Raw genomic sequence first — 22664 nt, forward strand, 5'->3', positions numbered from 1 at the left:
ATGGTGGCGACAGGCGAGGCACGCGAGAGGCTGAAGCTGGTACTGGCCGGCGACCTCGTGCTCGACGAACCCGATCCCGATCACTGGCTGTCGGGGATCGCGCCGGCGTTCCAACGCGCCGACCTCAGCATCGCGCATCTGGAAGTCCCGCATACCCATGCGCCCTCCTCGTTCGACGGCGACGTGCCGGCGCCCGGCGCCGACCCTGCGCACCTGTCCGCAATCGCGCGGGCGGGCATCGACATGGTCTCGCTCGCGGGCAACCACATGGCCGATTGCGGCGCGGCGGGGATCGCCGACACGATCGCCGGCCTGGATGCGAGCGGTATCGCCCATGCCGGCGCCGGCGCGACCCTGACCGCCGCCCGCGCGCCCGCGGTCATCGAGCGCAAGGGCTGGCGCATCGGTTTCCTGAGCTACAACTGCGTGGGGCCGGCAGCGGGCGTCGCGACCGCCGATTGCGCGGGCTTCGCATCGCTGCCGATTGCCACGTCTGACGGATCGCCGGTCGCCCCCGCCGCCGATCTCGTCCAACTGACGTTGGAAGCGACCGAGATCCTCGCTGCCGATATTGCCGCGCTCCGCCGCGAGGCCGACCTGATCGTCGTGGCGCTGCACAAGGGGATCGTCCACACACCCGCGCGGCTCGCCCCCTATGAGCGGCCGGTCGCACACGCCGCGATCGATGCAGGCGCCGACATCGTCGCCGCGCACCACGCGCACATCGTCCGCGGGATCGAGCTTTATCGCGGCAAGCCGATCTTCCATGGCCTCGGCAACGCCTGCGTCGTCACGCGCGCGCTGTCGCCCGATCAGGACCATCCCGCCCGCGCCGAATGGGCGGAGCGGCGCAAGCGGCTGTTCGGGTTCGAGCCCGACCCCGCCTATCCCCTTGCCCCCTTTCACCCCCAAGCGGTCAACGCGATGTTAGGGACGGTCGAGATCGAGGCGGACGGGACGCTGCGCACCGGCATGATCGCCGTCGACGTGCTACCGCCCGGCCGACCGGTGTTGGCGACGGGTGCGCGCGCTGTCGAAATTCACGACTATGTCGCCGCGATTGGGCGAGAGGCAGGCTTGCCCCCTGCCCCGCTGTTGCTGGAGGGTGCGGCATGAACGCCGATCCCGCGCCCACCACCCCACCGTCCGCCTGCTCAGCATCGTCGGCGGCGTCGCGCTGCTGTTCGCGATGGCGGTCGACGTAGTTTCCGTCATCGGCCGGCACATCAAGCTGCCGCTGCTCGGCTCGATCGAGCTCGTCCAGGCCGCGGTTGTCGTGTCGGCGAGCGCCGGGATGATCGTCGCCACGATCGCGCGGTCGCATGCGGTCGTCCATCTCGTCGTCGATCGGCTGTCGCCCGGCGCGAAGGGCGTGGTCCTGCGCGTGGCCGCCGCGCTGTCGGCGCTGTTCTTCCTCGCGCTCGCGATCGGCAGTGGCTGGGTCGCGGCGGACATGATGGGCGGACATGAGGAGAGCGAGTTGCTCCACATCCCCTATGCGCCGCTCCGCTTCGTGCTCGTCGCCGCGACGCTGACGGTCGCCGCGATCTTTGCCGCGCAGGCGATCGGGCGGGTGCGCCGATGATGAGCTTCGCCACCCCCGCGACCGGCATGGCCGGGGTCGCGATCCTGTTCCTCCTGCTGCTCGCGGGGGTGCCGATCGGGGCTTCGCTGGGCCTCGTCGGCGTCGCGGGCCTCGCGATCGTGCTCGGCGGACTGGAGCCGGCGCTCATCAAGTCGAGCGTGACGCTCCTTCATGCCGCGACCAGCTACGAGCTCGGCACGCTGCCGCTGTTCCTCCTGATGGCGCATCTGTGCTTCTCGGCCAATGCCAGTCGCGACCTGTTCGACGCCGCCGCGTCGTTGATCGGGCATCGCCGCGGCGGCCTTGCCTCCGCATCGGTCGGCGGCTGCGCGGCGTTCAGCGCGATCAACGGATCGAGCCTCGCCACCGCCGCGACCATCGGTCTGGTCGCGCTGCCGGAGATGCGGCGGCGTGGCTATTCGGATGCGCTGGCGACGGGCAGCGTCGCGGCGGGTGGGACGCTCGGCCAGATGATCCCGCCCTCGGGCGCGCTCATCGTGTTCGGCATCATCGCCGAACAGTCGATCGGCACGCTGTTCACCGCCGCGCTGATCCCCGGCATTACCCAGTTCCTCTTCTACCTCCTCGTCATCGCGCTGATCGTCCGCTGGAAGCCCGACCTCGCCCCGCCCAGCGAGCGCGTGCCCTGGCCGCAGCGCTGGGCCGCGCTCGCGCGTGTCGCCGACGTGCTCGCGCTGATCGCGCTCGTGATCGGCGGCATCGCGATCGGCTGGTTCACCCCGACCGAGGCCGCGTCGATCGGCGTCGCCGGCGCCATCGCCATCTCGGCCTTTCGCCGCCGTCTCACCTGGGCATCGATGCGCACCGCGATGGAGGAGACGCTGCGCACCAGCGGGCTCATCTACATCGTCGTCGTCGGCGCGTTGATCTTCTCGGTGTTCGTCAGCGCCACCGGATTGGCCGACTCGCTGGGCGATGCGGTCAAGTCGGCGGGCGGTGGGCCGACGATGACGCTCATCATCATGGCGGTGCTGCTGCTCCTGCTCGGCTCTGTCCTCGACGGGCTGGCGCTGATGCTGCTGACGACGCCGATCCTGCTGCCGATCGTCACCAGCCTGGGACTGTCGCCGATCTGGTTCGGCATCTTCCTCGTCCGCGCGATGGAGATCGGGTTCGTCCACCCGCCGATCGGCATGAACCTCTATGTCATCCAGCGGATCGCCGGCGACGTGCCGATCGGCCGCATCTTCCGCGGCGTCATGCCCTTCCTCGTGTCGGACCTCATCCATTTGCTGCTGCTGATCCTGTTCCCCGTCATCGCCCTGGGCCTGCCGCAATGGCTGAGCTAGACACCGCGGTCGCGGCGATCCTCGCCGATCCGATGGCGCACGCGCGCAAGGCGCCGCGAGCGATCGGCTTCGTCGGCGACGTGCCCGCCGACGTGCTCGCCGCGCCCGGCCTCACCGCCGTCCATCTGCCCTGGCGTGTCGCCGAACCCAGCGAACGATCGCAGCAATGGGTGGAGCCAAGCTTCGGTCCGCATGTCTGGGCGATGATCGAGGATTGGGCCGACGGCGCCTATGACTTCATGGAAGCGGTGGTGTTCGGCCGCGGCGACGACAGTGCGCAGCGGCTCTATTACTATATCTGCGAACTCCAGCGTGTCGGCGAGCTCAAGGGGCCACGCCCGCTGATCTGGGACGCCGCATTCATCCCACGGCCGTCGAGCGAAGCGCACGCCGCACGCGCGGTCCGCAAGCTGGCGGAGCAGCTCGGCGTGGATGACGCCGGTCTTGCGGAAGGCATCGTCAACGCCGACCACCGCCGCGAGTGGCTCGCCGCGGCACAGGCCTCGCGCGTCGGCGACGGCGCCCGCTACGAACGCCTTGCCCGCGCCAGCCTCTATGCGCCGGTCGAGGACCTGCCGCTGCCCGAGGCCGGCACCGCCGCGACCGGACGTGTGCTCCTCGCCGGATCGGCACCCGCCGACGACACGCTCCATGCCGCGGTCGATGCGACCGGCTGGGCGATCGTCGCGGAGGATCACCCGCTCTCGCTCGCCCGGCTCGGCGCGCCGATCGGCGACGCGAGCGACCCCGCCGCCGCCATCGCCGCGCATGCGCGCGCCGCCTCGGCCGCCAAGCGCGGCTTCGGCGACCGCGCTGCGCACATCGTCACCGCCGCTCGGGAGGCGAAGGCAGACGCCGTCATCCTGTGGCTGATCGAGGAGGAGGAGGCGCTGTCCTGGCACCTTCCCGCCCAGGCGGCCGCGCTCGATGCCGCCGGCATCCCGCACCTCATTCTCACGCGCCGCGCCTGGCATGGCCGCGACGGTGCCGGCGACACGATCGCCCGCTTTCTCGAAGGACTGACCTGATGACGTTGCTCGCCGGCCGCCGCGTGCTCGCGCTCGGCACGATGGAGGGGCGTCCGCTGTGGCGCTACCTCCAGTCGCTGGGTGCCGAGTCGACCGAGCGGCTTGAGGACGCCGATTTCCTGATCGACGATGCCGGTCCCGACACCGCCGCCGCGATCGGCTGGCCGCGCGATCGGATCGAACGCGAGTTGCCCGCTCTCGTCCACGTCTCCGTCACCCCCTTCGGCAGCCACGGCCCGCGCCGCGACTGGCGCGGCAGCGAGCTCGTCGCCTCGGCGATGGGCGGCACGCTGCGCCTGACCGGCAATCCCTACCGCCGGCCGGTCAAAGAAGCGCTCGACGCCTGCGGCTTCCATGCCGAGATGATCGCCGCGGCGGGCGCGATGGCGGCCCATCATGCACGGGTCGCGCACGGTCACGGCCAGCATGTCGACGTGTCGGTGCAGGAGGCGGCGTTCAACCGCGGCGTCAGCTCGATCGTCAGTTGGCAGTTCGACCAGCGCAAGCTGGCGCGGAGCGGCGGCGCGCTCAACTATGGCCGCGCGACGGTGCGGTGCATCTGGCCGCTTGCCGACGGGCATTGCTTCCATTCGCTGATGACCGGCCGCTTCGGCGCGCCCGCCAATCAGGGGCTGTCGGACTGGATCGACGAGGTCGGGATGCCCAACCCGCTCGCCGGCACCGATTGGCTGAAGTACAACCGCTCGACGCTCGACCCTGCGATCCGCGCCACCTGGGAGGCGGCGATCGAGGCGTTCTTCTCGACCCGCACCAAGGCGGAGATCGCGACCGAGGGCCGCCGCCGCGGGATCAACGCCTGTGTCGTCGCGATGCCCGCCGATGTGCTCGCCGATCCGCATCTCGCTGCTCGCGACTTCTGGACCGAGGAAGCGGGGGCCAAGCTGCCGCGCCGCTATGTCGCGCTCCGCGACGGTCCCGCCGCAGCCGTTCGCCCGGCCGCAGAGGCAACGCGCCCCGGCCCGCTCGCGGGCGTTCGCGTGCTCGATTTCTCCTGGGCGCTGGTCGGGTCGATCACGTCGAAGACGCTCGGCGATCTGGGGGCCGAGGTGGTGAAGGTTGAAAGCCGCACCCGCCCGTGCCTGTCGCGCATCGACGTCCAGGTCGCCGCCTCGCGCGCCGACAGCTTCGACGACAAGCCGTGGTTCGCGCACCTCAACAGCTCGAAGCACAGTCTGGCGCTCGACGCCAAGCGGCCCGAGGCGATGGAGGTGCTGGGGCCGCTGATCGACTGGGCCGACGTGGTGGTCGAGAATTTCTCGCCGGGCACGATGGCCAAGCTCGGCCTCGACTATGACGCGATCGCCGCGCGCAATCCGGGCATCGTGATGGTGTCGGGCAGCGTCTATGGCCAGACCGGGCCGCTCGCGCACGAATGGGGCGTCGACGGGACGGGCGGCGCACTGTCCGGCCGCACCGCGCTGACCGGCTGGCCCGATCGCGATCCCGTCGTGCCGGGGGCGGTGCCTTATGGCGACGTCATCGTCCCCTTCGTCATGGCCGCCAGCGTCGCCGCCGCACTCGCCCGCCGGCGCGAAGGCGGCCCCGGCTGCCACATCGACGCGTCGATGTACGAGATTTGCGTCGAGCAGATGCGCGGCGCCTTGATGGCCGAACAGCGCGGTACGCCGCCGCACCGCATGGGCAATGCCGACCCCGATTGGTACGCGCAGGACGTCTATCCGACGATCGGCGAGGATCGCTGGATCGCGATCGGCGCGCGGGACGAAGCCGAATGGCGGACGCTCACCGGCCTGGCGGGCGGCGAGGACATCGCCGCCTGGACCGCCGTTCAGGAGGCGCATGCGCTTACCGACCAGCTCCAGCAGCTCGGTCTCGCCGCCGGCGTCGTGCAGGATATCGAGGAGTTGATGGTCGATCCGCAGCTTGCCGCACGCGGCGCGCTGGTGACGCTCCCCCATCCCGCGCTTGGGGCTTTCGGCCATGTCCGCACGCCGATCGACTTCTCGCGCGACAAGCCCGAACCCTTCCGCGCGCCCGCGATCGGCGAACATGCGCGCGACATTGCGGTGGATCTTGCCGGCATGGCGCCCGACCGCTTCGAAAGCCTGATGGCCGAAGGACTGTTCCGATGACCACCGCAGCCACCGGCCAGCGCAGCCGCAAGCTGCTCGCCTGCACCGCCGACGCCACCGCCTATCAAAAGGCGTTCGGCGCCGACCTCAAGCGGCGCGTGGTGGACGAGGGCGAGCCCTTCGTCGTCGCGCAGGCGGATACCCCGCACGAGATCTTCCACGCGATGGACATCCCCATCGTCAGCAACCAGTGGTGGTCGGCCTACATCTCCGCCAAGCAGCTGTCCGGCCGCTATTTCAAGGCGCTGACCGACAAGGGCTATCCCGAGAACAGCTGCAAATACTGCTCGCTCGGCCTTGCCTGCACGCTCGCCGACGATCCGGCCAGCGCGCCCTGGGGTGGGATGCCGAAGCCGACGATGCTCGTCGCACGGCTCACCTGCGATTGCATCCAGGGGGTGTTCGGTCATTGGGCAGAGGCGCTCGGCACCGAGTTCTTCCCGATGGAGGCGCCCGCCTGGGAGGACAAGGACCCCGCCTGGTTCGCCTCCTCGCGGACCGAGTGGGAGCGGGTCTATCAGCCCGACCGCATCGCGCTGATGGTCGACGAGCTGCACGAGATGATCGCGGTGCTGGAGGCGCGCACCGGCCGCCGCTTCGACATGGACCGGCTCGAAGCGCTGATGCACCGCATCAACGAGCAAGAGGGCTATATTGCGGAAGCGGCGACGATGATCGGCGCCGCCCGCCCCTGCCCCGTCGGCATCACCGACCAGATGCCCAACACAATGATCCCGCAATGGCATCGCGGTTCCGACTGGGCGGTGGCACATGCCAAGCGCTTCCGCGACGAGGTTGCCGAGCGCGTCGCCGCGGGCGCGGCGGCGAGCGACAATGAGCGCATTCGCCTGATGTGGATCGGCGCCGGACTGTGGCACGATCCGGGCTTCTATCAGGCGCTGGAGGCGCGGCTGGGCGCGGTGTTCGTCTGGTCGATGTACATGCCCTTCGCCGGCCCGCAGTATATCCGCGAGATGAAGGGCAAGCCGATGGAGGCGCTCGCCAGCCGCATCTGCTCGATGAACGAGGTGCTGCACCTGCCGCCCTGGATGAACGGCTGGATGGTGAGCGAGGCGGAGCGGTGCGGCATCGACGCCGCGGTCGTGCTGATGCCCCCGCGCAACCGGCTGTCGCAATCGGGGACCAACCTCACCATCCGCGCGCTCAGGGCAGCTGGCGTGCCCGTCCTCGCGCTCGATGCCGACATGGTCGATGCGAGCAAATGGGACCATGACCGCGTCGTCGGCCAGGTCGAGGACTTCCTTCGCGAGGCCGACCTCGCATGAAGCGGGCGGGCCTAGTCCTTGCCGCGGCGCTGGCGCTCGCCGGGTGCGGCCGTGCGGCGCCGCCGGGCGTGACCGAGCTGGTCTATGCCTCTCCCTACAGCCCGCGCCATCCGTTCAGCCGCGCGGACCAGGCGTGGATGAAGTTTGTCGAGCAGCGATCGGGTGGGCGCATCCGCATCCGCCCCAACTGGTCGGGGGGGCTCCTCTCCTCCGAAGAGTCGATGACCGAGCTTCGCCACGGCGTTGCCGATATCGGCCTCGTCACGCCGATCTATGTGAAGGGCGGCGCGCATCTGCTGCGCACCCAGACCGGCCTCTATTCGGGCGTTCGCGCGATCGAGGATCAGGTCGCGCTCTATCGCTGCATGGCGGCGACCAGCCCGCAGATCCAGGGCGAGCTTGCCGGCCTCCACATTCTCGCGGTCCAGGGCGGCGTGCTGCCGGGGATCGTCACGCGTGACCGGCCCGTGCGCTCGATCGCCGACCTGCGCGGCCTGCGCATCCGCGCGCCGGGCGAGCTCCTGCCTGTTCTGCGCGAGCTAGGCGCCGATCCCGTCAACATGCCGATGGGCGACGTCTATTCGGCGATGGCCAAGGGCGTGATCGACGGCGTGATCGCGCCCGAGGACACGTTCAAGTCGCTGCACCTGGCCGAGATCGCCAAGCATTTCGCCAGCCTCGACATCCCGCGCGGCGCCTATCCCGCGCGCGCGATCAGCGACAAGCGCTGGGCCGAGCTGTCGCCGGAGGTGCGCCAGGTGCTGAGCGAAGGCACTGCCGTCTGGGAAGCCGCACTTGCCGACGAGAACCGGCGCGAACAGGAGGCCGGGCGCAAGCTTGCCGCGGAAGAGGGCGTCGCGTTCACGACGATCCCGGCGGCCGACCAGGCGCGGTTCGCCCAAGTCTATACCCGCGATACGCTTCGCAATGTCGAGAAGCTGCAGCGGCTTGGGATCGACGGGATGCCGACCGCACGGCTTGCGGCGGCGAGTATCGGGCCGGGGGGCCGTGTCGCGTGCAGGGGGACTATCGCATGAGCCAGCCGCTTGCCGGCATCCGCGTTGCCGACTTCACGCATGTCATGGCGGGTCCGTTCGCCACGCACCTGCTGCGGCTGCTCGGCGCCGAGGTCATCAAGATCGAGAGCCCCGGCCGCGGCGACGCGATGCGCTATTACGGCGCCGACCGCGCCTATGACGGGATGGCGCCCGCCTTCATCGGCGTGAACTGCGGCAAGAAGTCGATCGCGCTCGACCTGAAGGACCCCGACGAGCTGGAGCTCGCGCGCGGCATCGTCGACCGATGCGACGTGCTGGTCGAGAATTTTCGACCGGGCGTGATCGGGCGGCTGGGCCTCGGTTACGAGGACGTGGCCGCGCGCAACCCGTCGATCGTCTATTGCTCGATCTCGGGCTACGGCCAGTCCGGACCACTGCGCGATTGGCCCGCGATCGACAACATCGTCCAGGCGACCAGCGGGATGATGAGCCTAGGCGGCAATCCCGGCGACCCGCCGATGCGCGTGGGCTTTCCCGTCGTCGACACGCTGACCGGCCAGACCGCGGCGTTCGCGATCCTGGCGGCATTGCTCCGGCGTGAGCGTGGCGGCGGCGCGGGCGAGTTCATCGACGTGGCGATGCTCGACGCCAGTATCGCGTTCATGACCTCCGCGGTGGTTCCCTTCCTCGTCACCGGCACCCCGCTCGAGCGGACGGGCAATGTCGGCTATAGCGGTCAGCCCACGGCCGCCTTGTTCGAATGCGGCGACGGGCGGCTGGTGTCGCTGGGCGTCGTCCAGCAGGCGCAGTTCGAGGCGCTGGCGCGCTTCCTCGACCGCACCGACTGGCTGGCCGACCCGCGGTTCGGCGACCCCGACCTGCGCCGTGCCAATGCCGCCGACATGCAGGCCGAGCTCGACGCCGAGCTTCGCCGCCGCCCCGCCGCCGAGTGGGAGCAGGCGATGAGCCTCAAGGGCATTCCCTGCGGCATGGTCCGCGGCGTCGACGAGGCGGCGATGCTGCCGCATCTGGCCGGGCGCGGTGCCAAGCTGCCCGTCACCATCGCCGGACTGCCCGGCGGCAACGAGGCGGCCGAGATCGTCAACGCCGGCTTCTCAATGCGCGAAGACGGACCGCGCGTCGATCAGCCACCGCCGCGGCTCGACGAGCATCGCGCCGAAGTGCTCGACTGGCTAGGATCGAACGAGCGCCGCCGCGCCAACGGGTGAAGGGGAGAAAGATGAAGAGGTTGCTGACCGCATCGCTGATGATGCTCGCTTTGCCCGCGGTCGCTCAGGACGCGGCGCCCAAGCCCGAGCCGGTGACGACGCCGGGCTCGGGTCGCTGGCCCGCCAGATTCGAGCGGGCGGCGAACCTGCCTGACCATGTCGTCTATCGCCCCGGCGACCTGTCGGCGCTCGGCAAGCGCAAGCTCGGCGTCTATGTGTTCGGCAATGGCGGGTGCAGCGCGGACGGGACGAGTTCGCGCAACCACCTGCTCGACATCGCCTCGCACGGCTATCTGGCGATCGCGCCGGGGACGATCCCCGATCCGGCCGCCCGGAAGGAGGCGCCCACCGCTCGCCCGCCGGGCCAGCTGTCGGCACAGACTCCGGCTTCCTCGCTAAAGGCGGCAATCGACTGGGCGGTCGCGGAAAATGGCCGCGCGGACAGCCCCTATCGCGGACGCATCGACACGTCGCGCATCGCCATTTCGGGCTTCAGCTGCGGCGGGCTTCAGGCGCTGATGAACGCGGACGACCCCCGCGTGAAGACGATCGTCGTGATGAACAGCGGCGTCTTCAACGAAGGCGGCAGCCGGATTACCGGGATCGAGGTGGGCAAAGACGCGGTCGCGCGGCTGCGCGGGTCGGCGCTCTACGTCCTCGGGGGCCCGAGCGACATCGCCTATGCCAACGGCATGGACGATTACCGCCGGATCGCGGGCATCCCGGCCGCGGTGGTCAACATCCCCGTCGGCCATGGCGGCACGTACATGCAGCCCAATGGCGGCGTTGCGGCGGAGGTGGTGGTCGCCTGGCTCGACTGGCGCCTGTGGGGCGACAAGGCGGCGGCGGCAAAGTTCGTGGGCGCGGACTGCGGCTTCTGCCGAGACCCGCGCCTCACGATCGAGCGGAAGAACATCCGCTAGGCAGTTGTACCCCGGCGAAGGCCGGGGTCCAGTTGGGCAACCTTCGTTGGCTGTCCCATCCGGGCCTTCCCGACTGGACCCCGGCCTTCGCCGGGGTACGGCGGGTCAGCGCAGCGTGATCGGATCGACGCCCTGCTGGGCGATCCACTCGCCGCGCGTCTGGCAGACATTGTGGGCGATGCGCGAGCCGGTCAGCTGGACCTTGGCGCAGACCTTCTCGTCGGCGGCGACCGCGGCGGGCTTTGCGGCGGCGGTGACTTCCTCGGCGCTCGCGACGCCGGCGCAGAAGGTGGTGCCGGCGACCAGGCTGAGGGCGGCGAAGGCGGTGGTGGCGGCGATCGAACGGATGGTCATGGTGCTTCTCCCTACAAGTTCAGGCGATGCGCCTGCTTGTCCGGAGCTTTGCGAGGACCGTGCCAAGTTCGGTGAATGACGGTTTTCTGCGGCTTTCACGATGCCGGCGAGGCAAACTTCGCAAAGTTCGCCACCCGCTCCGCCAACGACTGGCGCATTTCGCCGACCAGCCTGTCCGCAATCGACCGCGTCCCCGTCCGGATTCGAACAGCGCAATCTTAAATCCTCCCCCGGCGGGGGAGGGGGACCGTTGCGCAGCAACGGTGGAGGGGTAGGTGGCCGCATGAGACGAGTTCGCGACCGGGCGCGTGCGGCGACTACCCCTCCACCATGCTTTGCATGGTCCCCCTCCCCCTCCGGGGGAGGAACTCAGCACCTCTCCCCTCCAGCGAAGGAACTCAAGCCGCCTTCAGCCACCTTCCTTCGCGGAACCACTTGGTGAAGATGTATTTGGTGCCCTCGACCACCGCCATCCCCTCGTGCAGCGTCGCTTCGTTGGGGGCGCCGTCGAGCTTCATGTTGTTCCAGATCAGCAGCATCCGCTTGCGCGGCGGGATGCGGATGCCCGCGTGCGGGAACCAGGTCGCCCCGCCCTCCTCGACCTCGTTGAGATAGGCCATCGCTGTCCAGGTGCGCTGCCCGCCCTGCGTCTGCATCGCGGCCCAATAGGGCTCGCTTTCGTGGAAGAAGTCGTGGTGCGCGCGGAACTGCTGGCCGGGGGCGTAACGCTGGCCCTGCATCGTCTCGCCATGTTCGGGCGCGATACCGAGCAGGTCGGCGACGCGCTCGTCGATCGGCTGAATGAGCGGCGAATAGCGGTCCATGTCGCAGCTCTCGCTCGTGCGAAAGCCGGGGTCCTTTGCCTGGCTGAGCAGCGTTGACGGCCGCCGTCCGGAATCGATCACGCGGATCAGCGTCGCGCATTCCTCGTCGGTGAGGAAGTCGAGCACGTAATAGACCTGCGCGACCTCCAGCGGCACCTTGGTGACGCGCGGGTTCGCCTCCAGCTTGGCCGCGGTGTTGAGGCCGAAGGTGCGGCGCGCGGGGCTTGGGCCGCCGGGGGATTTCGCTGCGGTTGCCATGCCGCTTTCCTGCCGCGCCGCCCGCCCAAAAAGCAAGAGGCCGGCGCGTTCCCGCACCGGCCTCTCGCCATCACTTACCAGAAGATGTCGTATTCGACATCGACGACTTCGCCGGTCTCCAGATCGACCAAAAGCGCATCGTTGTAATAGCGCACCCAGCGATACGGCCCATCGGCATCGGGCAGGCGATAGCTGAACGGATCGTCGATCCAGTAATCGGGCGCGAACAGCACGCTGCTCAATGTGAAGCCGATCCCGAACCGGCGATAGCCACCATAATAGCCGGACGGCGCATAATAGCGCGGCAGGCGATACAGGTTGCGGTTCGACTGGCGATAGCCGCGCCAGTCGTACCGCTGGTCACGCCGCCAGTCCCGGTCCCAGCCGCCGCGATTGTAGCCGCCGACGTTCCAGCCGCTCCGATCGCCGCGATTTCGGTTCCAGTCGCCGCGGTCGCGATCGCGACCCCAATTGTTGTCGCCATACCAGCGCCGGTCGCCCCGGTTCCACTGGCCGCGGCGATCGCCGTCGCGGCGCCCATCGCGGTCCACGCGCTCCTGGCGCTCGCGCAGAAAGCGGTCGCGATCGGCGGCGTTGCCGGGACGCCCGTCCCCGCGGTTCCAGTCGCGGCCGGCACGATCCTGGCGTTGCTGGATCCAGCGGTCGCGCTCGGCCGCGGCGCCGGGGCGCTGCCAGCCGGGCTGGCCGGGGCTGGTGCCCTGTGGTGCCTGTCCCTGCCATTGCGGGCGATCAGGACGTTGCCCTTCCGGCCGGCCGGCAAAGCCGCGACGCGGGTTATCGGTGCCGCGCGGCTGATCGGCACGCTGCCAATCGCCGCGCGGGCGATCGGGGCGCTGCCAGCCGCCCGCCTGTGCGCCCGCGCCTGCCTGGACACCGGCACCACCGTCACGGCGCCAGCCGCCGACGCGCGCACCCGCCTCGACACCAGGCGCCGGGCGCACATTGCCGAAGCGGCGGCCGCCGTCGCCCTGCGGCCGCTCGGGCCGTTGGAAGGCGGGGCGTGGCTCGCTGCGCTGGAAGTCGGGGCGCCCGCCGAGCGCCACGCCGCTGTCGCGCTGGCGTTCGGCGCGGGCGGCGGCGCGCGCACCATTGTCGGCGCGGCGCCACTCGCGCCCGCCGCCCTGGTCCTGCGCGATGGCCGCGGCCGGCAACAGTGCGGTGGCGGCGGCAAGCGCGAGCATCAACTTACGCTTCATCTTCGAATTCCTCCGGCGGGGGCCCGACAAGCCGGAGCGCCCCGCATGCAACACGAACTATGCCAGATGCGGTGAGCGGTTGCTGAATTGCGCTGACAGCAAATCGTCAGCTTTGTGGACGGCGAGTCGGCGCGGTCAGCGCGGGCACGCCGCGTGCCGCATCGCGGGCATCGGTCCCCGGCGGCGCGACGGGCGCGACCGTCTCGTCCCCTCGCTCGATCGAGGCCGCCCGGCGGACGGCGTCGACCAGGCGCGGCTGGATGCCGCAGCGGCAATGGTGCGACATCGCGCGCCGGATCGCCTCCTCGTCGGGATCGCGCACCTCGCGGATCAGGACCGCCGCTGCCATCACCATGCCGGGGATGCAAAAGCCGCATTGCGACACGTTGGCGGCCAGGAACGCCTGCTGCACCGGATGGTCGCGGTCGCGGGCGAGGCCCTCGATAGTGGTGACGAAGCTTCCTTCGATCGCGCCGATCGCGACGGTGCACGACCGCACCGCGCGCCCGTCGATGTCGACCGTGCAGGCGCCGCACTCCCCCGTCGAGCAGCCGATCTTGGTCCCGGTCAGGTTCGACGCGTCGCGCAGCGCATAGGCAAGCGGCGTGTCGGGCGACAGCGCATACTGGATCGGCTGGTTATTGACGGTCATCCGGGTCATGATGCGGCTCTAGCGCAAGCCAATGGGCGTCCGCCAGCGCGACACAAAGTTGCTCGGCGACTTGCGATTCAGCAGCAAAAGGTTAAAGGCGCGCGCCATGGCCAGCAAACCCCTCACCCTTTACGAGAAGATCTGGGCCGACCATCTGGTCGAGCGCCGGGACGACGGCACCTGCCTCATCTATATCGACCGCCACCTGGTGCATGAGGTGACGAGCCCACAGGCGTTCGCCGGGCTGCGCGCCGCCGGTCGCCCGGTCCGCCGACCCGAGCTGACGCTGGCCGTGCCCGATCACAACCTGCCGACAACGCCCCGCGTCGATGCCGCCGGCCGGCGCCTGCCGATCGCCGATCCAGCAAGCGCGCAGCAGCTCGACATGCTCGAGCGCAACACCGCCGAGTTCGGCGTCCGCTACATCGGCGCGACCGATGCAGAGCAGGGCATCGTCCATGTCGTCGGCCCCGAACAGGGCTTCACCCTGCCCGGCACGACGCTCGTCTGCGGCGACAGCCATACTTCGGCACACGGGGCGCTCGGCGCCCTCGCGTTCGGGATCGGGACGAGCGAGGTCGAGCATGTCCTCGCGACGCAGACATTGCTCCTCCAGCAATCGAAGACGATGGAGGTGCGCGTCGACGGCACGCTCGGCTTCGGCGTCAGTGCCAAGGACGTGATCCTGGCGATCATCGGCCGCATCGGCGCGGCGGGCGGTACCGGCCATGTCATCGAATATACCGGCGAGGTGATCCGCGGCCTGTCGGTCGAGGGGCGGCTGACCGTCAGCAACATGTCGATCGAAGGCGGCGCGCGCGCCGGCCTGATCGCGCCCGACGAGACGACCTTCGCTTACCTCAAGGGCCGGCCGATGGCGCCCACGGGCGAGGCATGGGACCGCGCCGTCGCCTATTGGCGGACGCTGCCGACCGATCCCGGCGCCCGCTATGACGCGCGCGTCGTGCTGGACGGCAGCGAGATCGCGCCGTCGCTCACCTGGGGCACCAGCCCTGAGGATGTCGTGCCGATCACCGGCGTCGTGCCCGAGCCGGAGAGCTTCGCCGATCCGTCCAAGCAGGCCGCCGCGCGCAAGTCGCTCGACTATATGGGCCTGACCCCCGGTACGCGGATGCAAGACGTGGGGATCGAGCACGTCTTCATCGGCAGCTGCACCAACAGCCGCATCGAGGATCTGCGCGCCGCAGCCGCCGTCGTCGAAGGGCGCCGCATCGCCGACCGCATCCGCCAGGCGCTGGTCGTCCCGGGCTCGGGCCTGGTCAAGCGACAGGCGGAGGCCGAGGGGCTCGACCGCATCTTCACCGAGGCGGGGTTCGAATGGCGCGAGCCCGGCTGCTCGATGTGCCTGGCGATGAACCCCGACAAGGTGCCCGCGGGCGAACGTTGCGCTTCCACCTCGAACCGAAATTTCGTAGGGCGCCAGGGACCGGGGGCGCGAACGCACCTGGTCTCGCCCGCGATGGCGGCGGCGGCGGCGGTCACGGGACGGCTGACCGACGTGCGCGATCTGGTCGCGGGCGGATAATGGCCGGGGACATGCCCGGGGAGGGTCGTTGGTATGCGTCGAGTGATGGTCCTGCTGATCGCGGGCACCGTAATGTCCGGTCTGGCCGCGGCCTATGCCTCATCGGGCAAGGTCCGCACCAAGGGCGACGCGCCCGTCCAGCAGGCGAGCACAGTCGCCGAGGGCTGACGCCCACGCGTGACAGACGAAGCGATGGCTGGCACATCCGCCCCGGTTCAAAGGGGAATTGATGCCATGCGCCTGATCGCCGCCATCCTGATCGCCGCCGCCACGATCGGCGCGGCGCCGCTACAGGCCCCTTCCGGCGTCCGTCTGTCCGCCTTCGAATGCGGCAGGCTGGTCCAGCCCGACCTTGGCCGCTTCAACGACACCATGCTGTTCGCTGGCGAGCGGCGCGAGTTCGCCGCGGGCTGCTTCATCGTCCGCCACCCCAAGGGCGTGCTGCTCTGGGATACGGGCCTCTCGGCCGAGATGGCGGCACGTGCGCCCGACCGGATGACCGCCGGCCAGCCGATCGCGGAGCGGTTGAAGGCGCTGGGCCTCACCCCTGCCGACGTCACCCATGTCGGCATCAGCCACTATCATGCCGACCATACCGGCGGCGCCCGCGCCTTTCCCGACGCGAACCTCCTGATCGGCGCAAAGGACTGGGCGGCCGTCCAGGCGATGGCAGGCGACGACCCGCAGCGCGCCGCGCTCAAGCCCTGGACCGATGGTCCCGCCAAGGTGACGCCCGTCACCGGCGACCGCGACGTGTTTGGCGACGGCAGCGTGATGATGCTGACGATGCCCGGCCACACGCCCGGCCATTCGGCGCTGCTGGTCAGGACGGCGCGCAACGGCGCGGTGCTCATCAGCGGCGACCAGTATCACTTCCGCGAGAACCGCCCGGTGCGCGGCGTGCCCACCTTCAACGCCAGCCGGGCCGAGACGCTGGCAAGCCACGATCGCTTCGAAGGCATCGCCAAGAACCTGAAGGCGCGCGTCGTCATCCAGCACGATCCGCGCGACCTTGCCGCCCTACCCGCTTTCCCCAAGGAACTCGACTGACCATGCGAGCCGTCACCCGCGTCGAGGGGCGCGCCTATCCCTTCGGTGCCAAGAATATCGACACCGACATCATCATCCCCGCGCACTGGCTGAAGACCGTCACGCGAGAGGGGCTGGGCAAGGGTGCGTTCGAGGCGCTGCGACGTGAGCCGGGCAATTTGTTCGACGACCCTGCATATGCCGGTAGCCCGGTCCTGATCGCGGGCGAGAATTTCGGCTGCGGCTCCAGCCGCGAACATGCCGCCTGGGCACTGGACGACATGGGCGTTCGCGCCGTGATCGCGCCGAGCTATTCGGACATCTTCTCGGGCAATGCGGTGAAGAACGGCATCGTCCCGGTCGTCTTGCCGCAGGACGCGATCGACCGGCTGGTCGAGGTGGCGCGTGAGGGGGCGGCCGTCACCGTCGATCTGGAGACGATGAGCGTCACCACCCCCTATCAAGACCGCTTCCCCTTCGACATGGATCCCTTTCGCCGACAGTGCCTGATGGAAGGGCTGGACGAGATCGGCATCACGCTGGCAAAAGATACCGCGATTTCGAATTTCGAGGCGACCGTTCGTGAGAGTCGCCCGTGGATCGCGGAAGGGAGCCGAAATGCGGGCGTTGCTGTCGAGGGTGCCGGGCGGACCTGAAACTCTGGAACTGGCCGAGCTGCCCGATCCGGCACCCGGCCCCGGACAAGTCGTCGTCGCCGTTCGCGCCTGCGCGATCAACTATCCGGACGTCCTCATCATTGAGGACAAGTACCAGTTCAAGCCGCCCCGCCCCTTCGCCCCCGGCGGCGAGATCGCCGGCGTGGTCGAGGCGGTCGGCGAGGGCGTGACCGGCTGGGCACCGGGCGACCGGGTGATCGCGGTGATCGGCAATGGCGGCCTGGTCGAAAAGGTCGCGGTTCCCGCCGCGCAGCTCCACCGCCTGCCCGACGGGCGCGACTTCGCCGAGGGGGCGGCGCTGCTCCTCACCTATGCCACCACGATCCACGCGCTCGCCGATCGCGGGGGATTGGCCAAAGGACAGACGCTGCTGGTCCTCGGTGCCGCGGGCGGCGTCGGGCTCGCCGCGGTCGAGCTCGGCAAGGCAATGGGCGCGCGCGTGGTCGGTGCCGTCTCGTCCGAGACGAAGGCAGCGGCGGTGCGAGAAGCCGGCGCGGACGACGTCATCGTCTATCCGCGCGGCCCCTTCGACAAGGAAGCTTCCAAGGCGCTGGCCGAGCAGTTCAAGGCGGCGGTCGGGCCGAAGGGCGCGGACGTGATCTACGACCCCGTCGGCGGCGACTATACCGAGCCGGCGCTGCGCGCGATCGCGTGGGAGGGGCGCTATCTCGTCGTCGGCTTCCCTGCCGGCATCCCCAAGCTGCCGCTCAACCTGACGCTTCTCAAGAGCTGCGACGTCTGCGGCGTCTTCTGGGGCGCGTTCGCCGCACGCGATCCCAAGACGAATGCCGCGCATGTCGAGCGTCTGCTGGAAATGTGGGAGGCCGGACGCATCGCGCCGCGCGTCACCCAGCGCTTCCCGCTGGCCCGCGGCGGCGAGGCGATCGCGGCGCTGACGACGCGCGAGGTGGTCGGCAAGGTCGTCGTCGAAACGACCTGACGTAGCCGCCCGTTGCGGAGCCGCAACCGCCCCCCTATCTCGCCCCTCACAGAAGCGTAACGAAGGGGCCGAGACCAGATGACCACGTTCGACGACCGCGAGCGCGCATTCGAAGCGAAGTTCGCGCGCGATGAGGAAATGCTCTTCCGCGTCGTCGCACGCCGCAATCGCCTGGTCGGCCAGTGGGCCGCCGGCTTGATGAAGCTGACGCCCGAAGAGACCGAGGCCTATGCCAAGGCGGTGGTCCAGGCCGATTTCGAGGAAGCCGGCGAAGAGGACGTGATCCGCAAACTCTATGGCGACCTGATCGCCGCCAATATCGACGTCGACGAGGCCGCGGTGCGCAAGGCCCTGGAGGACCAGACGGTCGAGGCGCGTCGCCAGCTGCTAGAGGCACCCTGATCCATGCCGATGGCGGCCGAAGAGATCGAGGCGCTGATCCGCGCCGAACTGCCCGATGCGGAAGTGACGATCACCGACCTGGCGGGTGACGGCGACCATTATGCCGCGCACGTCGTGTCGGGCGCGTTCAAGGGCTTAAGCCGGGTCAAGCAGCACCAGACCGTGTACGCGGCGCTGGGCGGCCGGATGGGCGGCGTGCTCCACGCACTCCAGCTCACCACCGCCGCGCCAAAGGAGTGACAGTGATGACCGATGAAGTGCAGGCGCGGTTGCGCGAGATCGTCCAAGCCAATGACGTGGTGCTGTTCATGAAGGGCAGTCCGCTGTTCCCCCAGTGCGGCTTTTCGAGCCGAGCGGTGGCGATCCTCAATCACCTGAACGCCGATTTCGAGAGCGTCGACGTGCTTCAGGATCAGGGGATACGCCAGGGGATCAAGGCGTTCAGCGACTGGCCGACGATCCCGCAACTCTATGTCCACGGGGAATTTGTCGGCGGCTCGGACATCATGATGGAGATGTACGAGTCGGGCGAACTCCAGACGCTCCTGGGTGAAACCGGCGCGGCGCAGGCCTGAATTCGGGGGCCGCGCGCCCGCCAACAGACGAGGGGGGCGTGATGCTCCAGCAGACCGGCGCCGCATTCGCGGCGGAGGGTCGGTTGCGCGCGGGCGCGCCGCTGATCCTGTGTGACCTGACGCAGAGCTACTCCCCCGCCGGCGGCGGCGGGATCAGCACGTATCTGCGCGAAAAGCGTGACTATGTGCTACGCGAGACGCCGCACCACCTGCTCCAGATCGTGCCGGGGCCAGAGGATCGGGTGACGGTCAACGGCCGCCACATCTTTGCGGAGGTCGGCGCCGATCCCGTGCGCGGCAGTCCCAATTACCGCTTCATCCTGCGCACCGGCATCGTCCGAAACCTGCTCGCACAGTATCGGCCCGACGTAATCGAGTCGCTGTGCCCCTGGGTGCTGCCCTGGACGGCGATCCATCACCGCCGCGCCTTTCCGGAAACGACACTGGTCGCGGGCTATCGCACCGACTTTCCCAACGCGCACGTCTATCGCGTCGGCGCGGAGAAGTTCGGCGAGACGCTGGGGCGCGGGCTGCGTTGGCTGTCCTATGGCTATGCCGAGATCACCTATCGCGAGTTCGACTGGGTCTACACGCTGAGCGAGGCAGCGCGGCAGCCGCTTGGCGAGCGTGGCATCCATCAGACGTCGGTCCTGCCGCTCGGCGTCGACACGACGCTGTTCAGTCCGGCTCGCCGCGACGCGGGCTATCGCGCCGAGCTCGGCCTACCGCCGGGCGATGGTCCGCTGCTCGCCTATGCCGGCCGCATCGACAACGAAAAGCGCGCCGATCGGCTGGTCGACATGTTCCGCCGCCTGCCGCCGGCGCTCGGCGCGGCGATGGTGATGATCGGCGACGGCAAGCTGCGCGAGCGGCTGGTCGCCGAGTCCGCCGGGCTGCCGATCGCCTTCCCCGGCTTCGAAAATGGCCGGGCCGAGCTCGCCCGTGCGCTCGCCTCGTCGGACATCTACGTCTCGGCGATGGCGGACGAGACGTTCGGCGTGTCCGTGCTGGAGGCGCAGGCGTCGGGGCTTCCCGTCGTCGGCGTGACCGGCGGTGCGATGCCCGACCGGGTGCCCGCGGGGTTGGGTCTGCTCGGCCCCGTTGACGATGTCGAGACGATGGCGCGCAACGTCGCGGCGCTGTGGCACGGCGATCCGCACGGAGCGGGCCGGCGCGCGCGCGCGATGGTCGAGGCGAAGTTCGGCTGGGATCGCACCTTCGCGCGCCTGTTCGACGACATCTATCCCGCCGCGATGGCGGTCAGCGCCGATCGCCAGGCACGCCGCCAGGCGAGCCGCTTCGCCTCGGCGCGGCCCGCGCTGCCTGCGGGGTTGGTGGCTGCCTGAACCATCCGGGTGGGCGGGCGTCCGATGAGGACACCCGCCCGGTTTGAAGCGTCGGACAGGACGCGTCGGATGTGCCGGTGAGGTTGCATTTGCCGTGCCAGACGTGCCGACCCGCGGAAATCCGCACGTTCGTTCGTTAACGCGCGTCCACCATCACGCTGGATTGTAAACGCTGCCGACAGCCGCGCTCGCCGCTTAACGATCCCGCTTGACTACAAGCGTAATCAGTACGATTACAGCCGTAGTCGAGAGGGAAGTGATGACCGAGCGAATCAGCGATGCCGAACATGCGGTGATGGAGGTCCTGTGGGACGAGAGCCCGCTGACCGCGCAGGAAGTCGCCGAGCGGGTACCCGCCGATCGCGACTGGAGCGTCAACACCGTCAAGACGCTGCTCGGCCGGCTCCTGGGCAAGAACATCATCGCGCATGAAGAGGACGGCCGCCGCTATCGCTACCGGCCGCTGGTCGCGCGTGAGGACTACGTGTCGGGCGAGTCGAAGAAGCTGATCGACCGGCTGTTCGGCGGCCGCCTGACGCCGCTGGTCGCGCACATGGCGGAGCGCGACGAACTCACCCGCGACGACATCGCCGAGATCGAGGCGCTTCTGAAGGAACTCAAGCAATGATCGCCTGGGCCATCGAAACCTTCGTCGCGACCTCGCTCCTGATGGCGCTGGTTCTCGTCATCCGCGCGCCCGTGCGCCGCGCGGTCGGGCCGCAGATCGCCTATGCGCTCTGGGCGCTTCCCCTGCTACGGATGCTGCTGCCGCCGATGCCCGCCGAGTGGCGCGAGGCGGGCGTGGCGCCGGTCGCGTTGGCGAGCGAGGCGCTGGCCTATTATGTCGACCTGCCCGTCGCGGTCGACGCGACGCCCCAGGCGGGCCTGCCCTGGGCGACAATGATCGTTGCCACGTGGATCGTCGGCGCCCTGGGCTTCGTCGCCTGGCATCTCATCGCCTATTCGCGCTTCTGCAACCGGATGAAGGCGGGCGCCCGCCGCCAGGCCTCCCTCGTCGGTGGGCGCGTGGCGATGATCGAGAGCGACGGTGCCGCCGGCCCGCTCGCCTTCGGCATCTGGCGCAAATACGTCGCCTTCCCGGCCGACTTCGCCGAACGGTACGACGAGCTCGAGCGCGACCTCGCGCTCGCGCACGAGCTTGGCCACCATGCCCGCGGCGACCTTGCCGCCAATTGGGCGGCGCTGGCGATGCTCGGCTTCCACTGGTTCAATCCGCTCGCGTGGCGCGCCTTTCGCGCCTTTCGCGCGGATCAGGAAATGGCCTGCGATGCGCTCGTGCTCGCCGGTCGTCACGCGGCGCTGCGCCATGCCTATGGCCGCGCCATCGTCAAGAGCGCGCATGGGGGCGCGGTCTCGGCGGCATGTCACCTTCACACCGTCAACGAGATCAAAGGTAGACTCCGCATGCTGACCCAGCACCAGAAACCCCGCCCCCAGACTGCCCGCGCCGGGTTCGCCGGCATCGCCGCGCTGACGCTCACCGGCCTCGCCCTCACCGCCTCCGGCACCCGCGCGGCCGAGAATCTGAAGGCGAAGGTCGAGGACAAGATGGGCGTGTCGATCGACGATATCGAACTGCCACAGCTTCCGCTCCCGCCCGAGCCCGCGGCGGCGCCCGAGGCACCCGCCGCGATCGCAGCCCCCGAAGCCACCGAGGCGCCCGCCGCCCCCCGCGTCATCCACATCAGCAAGGACGGCAAGCGCACGGTCATCGTCCGCCGCGGCGATCCTGCCGACGCGGCCGAGGTCGCCCGCCTGACCGCCGACGCGCACCGCATGGCCGATGCCGCGCGCCAGGCCGGCGAAGGCGCGCGCCGCGCCGCGCTGGCGATCCGGGTTCCGCTGGTGCGCAGCGAACGCTGCGGCGGCAATGGCCCGACAAGCTATCATCAGAGCAGCGCCGACGGTCGCACGCGCGTGACGATCATCTGCACCGATCGGATCGAGCGCGATGTCGCCAGCGCCAACGACGCCCAGCGCAACGCCGCGCTGATCGAGCGCCAGGCCGAACGTCAGGCGCGCCTCGCCGAGCAGAGCGCCGCCTGGGCCGAGCGTCGTGCGGAGTCGAACGCGCGTCTCGCCGAGAAGCGCGCCGAACTCAGCGCGCGGCTGGCGGAGCGGAACGCGGAACGCTCACAGCGTCTTGCCGAGCAGCATGCGGAGCGCCTCGCCTTTGCCAGCAGCACGCGCGGGATCGTGATCGCCCGCAGCTCGATCCGGAGTGCCCGCTCGGCGATCCTTGCCGACCGCGACCTGACCCCCGAACAGCGCGATCAGGCGCTCAAGGGCATGGACGAGGCGCTGGCCGAGATGGAGCGCGACCACGGAGAATAAGGGCGCGGCGGGCGCC

Annotated in this window: 24 protein-coding genes; 20 read left to right on the forward strand and 4 right to left on the reverse strand. The window is 69.7% G+C overall.

The annotated features are described in order from the left end of the window. From RS883_RS14905 to RS883_RS14945, 9 genes are read left to right on the forward strand one after another with little or no spacing between them, the layout of a single operon-like run. Positions 1-1116 carry a CapA family protein gene (locus RS883_RS14905; RefSeq protein WP_315760969.1) on the forward strand — a complete coding sequence of 372 codons (1116 nt, stop codon included), beginning with the start codon at positions 1-3 and terminating at the stop codon, positions 1114-1116. Then, complete coding sequence (locus RS883_RS14910) at positions 1106-1585, forward strand: TRAP transporter small permease (RefSeq protein ID WP_315760970.1); 480 nt, start codon at positions 1106-1108, stop codon at positions 1583-1585. The genes RS883_RS14905 and RS883_RS14910 overlap by 11 nt, the downstream gene beginning before the upstream one ends. Then, positions 1585-2895 (forward strand): TRAP transporter large permease, encoded by a 1311-nt coding sequence (locus RS883_RS14915; RefSeq protein WP_315760971.1) that lies wholly within the window; start codon positions 1585-1587, stop codon positions 2893-2895. The genes RS883_RS14910 and RS883_RS14915 overlap by 1 nt, the downstream gene beginning before the upstream one ends. After that, the gene (locus RS883_RS14920) at positions 2883-3923 is read left to right on the forward strand and encodes a 2-hydroxyacyl-CoA dehydratase family protein (RefSeq protein WP_315760972.1); all 1041 of its coding nucleotides are present in this window, start codon (positions 2883-2885) and stop codon (positions 3921-3923) included. The genes RS883_RS14915 and RS883_RS14920 overlap by 13 nt, the downstream gene beginning before the upstream one ends. Then, complete coding sequence (locus RS883_RS14925) at positions 3923-6037, forward strand: CaiB/BaiF CoA-transferase family protein (RefSeq protein WP_315760973.1); 2115 nt, start codon at positions 3923-3925, stop codon at positions 6035-6037. Before RS883_RS14920 ends, RS883_RS14925 begins: the two co-directional genes overlap by 1 nt. Further along, positions 6034-7323 (forward strand): 2-hydroxyacyl-CoA dehydratase family protein, encoded by a 1290-nt coding sequence (locus RS883_RS14930; protein ID WP_315760974.1) that lies wholly within the window; start codon positions 6034-6036, stop codon positions 7321-7323. The genes RS883_RS14925 and RS883_RS14930 overlap by 4 nt, the downstream gene beginning before the upstream one ends. Then, entirely contained in the window at positions 7320-8360 is a 1041-nt protein-coding gene (gene dctP / locus RS883_RS14935) for a TRAP transporter substrate-binding protein DctP (protein ID WP_315760975.1), read from the forward strand. Before RS883_RS14930 ends, dctP begins: the two co-directional genes overlap by 4 nt. Next, complete coding sequence (locus RS883_RS14940) at positions 8357-9550, forward strand: CoA transferase (protein WP_315760976.1); 1194 nt, start codon at positions 8357-8359, stop codon at positions 9548-9550. Before dctP ends, RS883_RS14940 begins: the two co-directional genes overlap by 4 nt. A gap of 11 nt (positions 9551-9561) precedes the next feature. Next, positions 9562-10473 carry a hypothetical protein gene (locus RS883_RS14945; protein WP_315760977.1) on the forward strand — a complete coding sequence of 304 codons (912 nt, stop codon included), beginning with the start codon at positions 9562-9564 and terminating at the stop codon, positions 10471-10473. A gap of 105 nt (positions 10474-10578) precedes the next feature. Here RS883_RS14945 and RS883_RS14950 read toward each other — a convergent pair whose 3' ends face one another. The 4 genes from RS883_RS14950 to RS883_RS14965 form a co-directional block, all read right to left on the reverse strand. Further along, a complete protein-coding gene (locus RS883_RS14950; RefSeq protein WP_315760978.1) occupies positions 10579-10827 on the reverse strand; it encodes a hypothetical protein in 249 nt (82 codons plus the stop codon). Between the two features lie 398 nt (positions 10828-11225). Next, positions 11226-11909, reverse strand: a complete 684-nt coding sequence (locus tag RS883_RS14955; RefSeq protein WP_315760979.1) for a 2OG-Fe(II) oxygenase — start codon at positions 11907-11909, stop codon at positions 11226-11228. Positions 11910-11983: 74 nt separating this feature from the next. Then, positions 11984-13126: an RcnB family protein gene (locus RS883_RS14960; RefSeq protein WP_315760980.1), complete on the reverse strand. Its 1143-nt coding sequence runs from the start codon at positions 13124-13126 to the stop codon at positions 11984-11986. Between the two features lie 106 nt (positions 13127-13232). Continuing rightward, entirely contained in the window at positions 13233-13787 is a 555-nt protein-coding gene (locus RS883_RS14965; RefSeq protein ID WP_315760981.1) for a (2Fe-2S)-binding protein, read from the reverse strand. Positions 13788-13884: 97 nt separating this feature from the next. Between RS883_RS14965 and leuC the strand changes: the two genes are divergently transcribed. The 11 genes from leuC (at position 13885) to RS883_RS15020 (ending at position 22648) form a co-directional block, all read left to right on the forward strand. After that, complete coding sequence (gene leuC / locus RS883_RS14970; RefSeq protein WP_315760982.1) at positions 13885-15324, forward strand: 3-isopropylmalate dehydratase large subunit; 1440 nt, start codon at positions 13885-13887, stop codon at positions 15322-15324. Between the two features lie 33 nt (positions 15325-15357). Further along, positions 15358-15492, forward strand: a complete 135-nt coding sequence (locus tag RS883_RS14975) for a hypothetical protein (RefSeq protein ID WP_315760983.1) — start codon at positions 15358-15360, stop codon at positions 15490-15492. Positions 15493-15558: 66 nt separating this feature from the next. Further along, positions 15559-16374 (forward strand): N-acyl homoserine lactonase family protein, encoded by an 816-nt coding sequence (locus tag RS883_RS14980; RefSeq protein WP_315760984.1) that lies wholly within the window; start codon positions 15559-15561, stop codon positions 16372-16374. Between the two features lie 2 nt (positions 16375-16376). Then, positions 16377-17009 (forward strand): 3-isopropylmalate dehydratase small subunit, encoded by a 633-nt coding sequence (gene leuD / locus RS883_RS14985; RefSeq protein WP_315760985.1) that lies wholly within the window; start codon positions 16377-16379, stop codon positions 17007-17009. After that, positions 16972-17970: an NADPH:quinone oxidoreductase family protein gene (locus RS883_RS14990; protein WP_315760986.1), complete on the forward strand. Its 999-nt coding sequence runs from the start codon at positions 16972-16974 to the stop codon at positions 17968-17970. The genes leuD and RS883_RS14990 overlap by 38 nt, the downstream gene beginning before the upstream one ends. A gap of 78 nt (positions 17971-18048) precedes the next feature. Continuing rightward, positions 18049-18372: a DUF1476 domain-containing protein gene (locus tag RS883_RS14995; protein ID WP_315760987.1), complete on the forward strand. Its 324-nt coding sequence runs from the start codon at positions 18049-18051 to the stop codon at positions 18370-18372. Between the two features lie 3 nt (positions 18373-18375). After that, positions 18376-18612 (forward strand): BolA family protein, encoded by a 237-nt coding sequence (locus RS883_RS15000; RefSeq protein WP_096343839.1) that lies wholly within the window; start codon positions 18376-18378, stop codon positions 18610-18612. A 5-nt stretch (positions 18613-18617) separates the two neighbouring features. Next, positions 18618-18947, forward strand: a complete 330-nt coding sequence (gene grxD / locus RS883_RS15005) for a Grx4 family monothiol glutaredoxin (RefSeq protein ID WP_315760988.1) — start codon at positions 18618-18620, stop codon at positions 18945-18947. 41 nt (positions 18948-18988) lie between these two features. Continuing rightward, positions 18989-20293 carry a glycosyltransferase gene (locus tag RS883_RS15010; protein WP_315760989.1) on the forward strand — a complete coding sequence of 435 codons (1305 nt, stop codon included), beginning with the start codon at positions 18989-18991 and terminating at the stop codon, positions 20291-20293. A 259-nt stretch (positions 20294-20552) separates the two neighbouring features. Next, positions 20553-20921 carry a BlaI/MecI/CopY family transcriptional regulator gene (locus RS883_RS15015; protein ID WP_315760990.1) on the forward strand — a complete coding sequence of 123 codons (369 nt, stop codon included), beginning with the start codon at positions 20553-20555 and terminating at the stop codon, positions 20919-20921. Next, complete coding sequence (locus RS883_RS15020; RefSeq protein ID WP_315760991.1) at positions 20918-22648, forward strand: M56 family metallopeptidase; 1731 nt, start codon at positions 20918-20920, stop codon at positions 22646-22648. The genes RS883_RS15015 and RS883_RS15020 overlap by 4 nt, the downstream gene beginning before the upstream one ends. The last annotated feature ends 16 nt before the right edge of the window (positions 22649-22664 follow it).

Source organism: Sphingomonas sp. Y38-1Y, from assembly GCF_032391395.1.
Lineage (GTDB): Bacteria > Pseudomonadota > Alphaproteobacteria > Sphingomonadales > Sphingomonadaceae > Sphingomonas.